Source organism: Aeromonas media, from assembly GCF_000819985.1.
In the GTDB taxonomy this organism is placed as follows: domain Bacteria; phylum Pseudomonadota; class Gammaproteobacteria; order Enterobacterales; family Aeromonadaceae; genus Aeromonas; species Aeromonas media.
Map to the genome: position 1 here is coordinate 1,531 of NZ_CDBZ01000121.1, position 669 is coordinate 2,199.

The window sequence follows — 669 nt, forward strand, 5'->3', positions numbered from 1 at the left end:
GGGAGGAGGCGCTGCACCTGGCCCGCCACGGCATCGAGGCCGAGCTGGTGCCTGGTATCACGGCGGCCCTGGGGTGCGCCGCCAGCACTCTTATTCCCCTGACCCACAGAGGGCTGGCCCGCTCCCTGACCCTGGTGACGGGTCATTTGATGGACGAGGGGGACTATCGGGGCTGGCAGGGGTTGACCCGGGCCGGCCATACCCTGGTGTTCTACATGGGGCTGGAGCGGGCGGCCCAGATCCGGCAGGGGTTGCTGGCGGCGGGGGCCTCGGGCGATCTGCCGGTGGCGCTGGTGGTGGCCGGGTGCAGTGCGCGCCAGCAGGTCCATCACGCCCGGCTGGAGGGACTGGAGCAGGCCGCCCGTGCCCTGCTCGGCCAGAGCCCCGTGCTGATGATCATGGGGGAGGTGGTGAACCTTGGCGCCGAGCTGCAGGCCCTGCTGAACCAGACCATGGAGCGGGTAGCCTGAGCAGGGTTTCCCCCTCTACCCCCACTACCTCCTGATGGATAAAAAGGAGGTAGATTCAAATAGTTGGCCTTCATGTTGCGGCATTGGCAGCAGACACGTTGCGATAGCCGTTGGCAAGGAGCGCCATGACTACTCTTCCCCGGGGCCAGGATGGCCCCCCCTCCCGCCTGCTGATCCACGCCGATGATCCGGGCCAGGC

At 67.9% G+C, this 669-nt stretch carries 1 protein-coding gene; it reads left to right on the forward strand.

Translation table 11 applies throughout. The features are described 5' to 3' along the window. Nucleotides 1-470: uroporphyrinogen-III C-methyltransferase (locus BN1127_RS10605; protein WP_042649416.1), on the forward strand; the 470-nt coding region annotated here is incomplete at its 5' end. Between the last annotated feature and the right edge of the window lie 199 nt (nucleotides 471-669).